This window comes from Stenotrophomonas ginsengisoli, assembly GCF_001431485.1.
GTDB lineage: Bacteria > Pseudomonadota > Gammaproteobacteria > Xanthomonadales > Xanthomonadaceae > Stenotrophomonas > Stenotrophomonas ginsengisoli.
In genome coordinates this window covers 1-2,207 of the sequence record NZ_LDJM01000060.1, presented here as the reverse complement: position 1 = coordinate 2,207, position 2,207 = coordinate 1, and the positions used below count along the sequence as shown (strand labels likewise).

Annotated in this window: 2 protein-coding genes and 1 pseudogene; all 3 read right to left on the bottom strand. The window is 59.5% G+C overall.

All coding sequences use genetic code 11. The features are described 5' to 3' along the window. Window positions 1-308 precede the first annotated feature (308 nt). Window positions 309-806 (bottom strand): hypothetical protein, encoded by a 498-nt coding sequence (locus ABB30_RS15160; protein WP_152980784.1) that lies wholly within the window; start codon window positions 804-806, stop codon window positions 309-311. Between the two features lie 291 nt (window positions 807-1,097). Further along, complete coding sequence (locus tag ABB30_RS16365; protein WP_152980783.1) at window positions 1,098-1,559, bottom strand: hypothetical protein; 462 nt, start codon at window positions 1,557-1,559, stop codon at window positions 1,098-1,100. Between the two features lie 84 nt (window positions 1,560-1,643). Next, window positions 1,644-2,207: pseudogene (locus ABB30_RS15150) on the bottom strand (dihydroxy-acid dehydratase); the annotation flags it as partial.

Here is a 2,207-nt window from a genome sequence, read left to right as displayed (position 1 = left end):
AACTACCGTTGAACCTTTTTGATGTTACACCTGCTCACCTCATGCAGGCGTGCCGGTCCCCGAAGAAGCCAAGCCGATAACAATTCTGATCCTTCGTGATCGCTTGAACGTCTGGCCCTGCTCCGCGGATTCCATGATGGCTCGGGAAAGCCCACCACAAAGCCGAATACACGAATGCAACCGCTCCCGTTTGCCGGGTTGAAGAAAAAGTTTCAGCAGGATGGAAAATGAAGAATCACATGCCGTGAAGCTGAAGCTTCACAACATCGTGCCGCCAGGATTTGACGGGGGAGTCCATACATGAATTGTTAGCCCTGTCGCGGCAACTGTAGAAACGGGAAGGTTGAAGTGAATTCATCAAGAATGTGTGAGTTGCCGATAAGCGCAGTGAAGGCATCTTGCTCGGATGGGCCGTCAATTACCTCGCGACCACGAAGATATGCGATGCCACTAATGGCTTTGGACTCGGCCTGAGACAGCTCGCGATCTGGCGTGAACCCAACAATCCGGTAAAAATGAAACCTTGGAGCGTTGAACTCACGCAGATCTACAACGTAGTCCGGGTAGGTGGGGTGGGAAATCATGATGTGCTCGGCCCACTCATTGAGCTCGGCTGTGTCAATGCCATTGGAAAAATAACAGGCCTCAACGAACGCGATTGTTGCGGAATTGTCTCTCGTGAGGCCGGTCATGTGGGTTGGAGGGCTAACAACTAGTAGGCCGCTTATCTGCGGCAATTTCCCGAGTATGCCGGCTAGCTGGTGCTGGCGATACTGGATGGGTGCCATTGGATCAATAGTTTGCATGGTACATCGGCGTACTTTGTTCGCCCGACTCATCAGCGCGACACTGCAAGGACGCGGTATTGATCAATACACCCGCAACGAACGGGGTGACCGTAGCCGCAACGCCCGTGTGGTGGTGCCGCGTGTCTGGTGTGTCAGGTTAGAGTGCCTGCACACGGTGCGCAATGAGGGCGGTTGGCTGGCGCTCGGTTTTGCTTGCGCTTGCCTGTCCACGCTGTCTGCATGGGGAAATGGCAGTGCCGTGGTGCTCAAGCGCGCTGCCACACCCTTCCGCCTGCAGGCAGGCTTGCGTCAGACGTTCTGCAGCTTGCGCCGCATTTCCTGCAGCTCCAGTTCCTTCTGCTGCAGCTCAATGGCCAGCTTCATCTGCTCCAGCCGTGCGCGCTGCCATTCGGTGTATTTGCTCATAAACAGCCCCAGTACCGAGGTCACCGAGGTGATCAGGGAAATGATCAGGGCAAGGCTGCCTTGAGGGGCCGTCGTGGAAGTGGCTTGTGGCTGCTGCGGGCTCGCGCTCGTCATCGGGGCATGAGGCGCGCTGCCATTTTTCAACGGCGCCGATGGATCACTGCCAGCGGATGACATGGTCGGCACTGGCGGCTGATTGGGCTGCATCGCGCTGCCCTCAACGATCACCTCATTGCCCTGGTCGATCCTGTTCTTGATTGCCACTGCCGCAACAACAACCGATACGGCAAGCACGCCAACCAATACCCGCCGGATGATCCTGGTGCGTCGTGATACCTGAGCCATGTTCCCTTCCCCTGATATGTGGTGTGCCCCGGCATTGCACCGGGGCAGGGGGTTCTAACCACGAAACTGAATACGCGCCCCGACTCAGTCACCCAGCAGCGCCAGGTTGCGGACCGCCCCCTTGTCGGCGCTGGTGGCCAGCAGGGCGTAAGCCTTCAGGGCGCTGCTGACCTTGCGTGGGCGCGGCTGGGCCGGCTTCCAGCCCTTGGCTTCCTGCTCGGCACGACGGGCGGCCAGTTCCTCATCGGCGACCAGCAGATTGATCGCGCGCTGCGGGATGTCGATGCGGATGGCATCGCCATCGCGGACCAGGCCGATGGTGCCGCCGGCAGCGGCTTCCGGTGAGCAGTGGCCGATGGACAGGCCCGAGGTGCCGCCGGAGAAACGACCATCGGTGAGCAGGGCGCAGGCCTTGCCCAGCCCCTTGGATTTCAAATACGAGGTGGGATAGAGCATTTCCTGCATGCCCGGGCCACCCTTGGGGCCTTCGTAGCGGATCACCACCACCTCGCCGGCCTGCACTTCATTGCCGAGGATGCCGGCCACCGCCGCGTCCTGGCTTTCATACACGCGCGCGGTGCCTTCGAAGACGTGGATGGACTCATCCACACCCGCGGTCTTGACCACACAGCCATCGGCGGCGAGGTT

Coding starts and splice junctions, on each gene's coding strand:
- ABB30_RS15160 (WP_152980784.1), bottom strand. CDS start 806: ATGCAAACTATTGATCCAATGGCACCCATCCAGTATCGCCAGCACCAG.
- ABB30_RS16365 (WP_152980783.1), bottom strand. CDS start 1,559: ATGGCTCAGGTATCACGACGCACCAGGATCATCCGGCGGGTATTGGTT.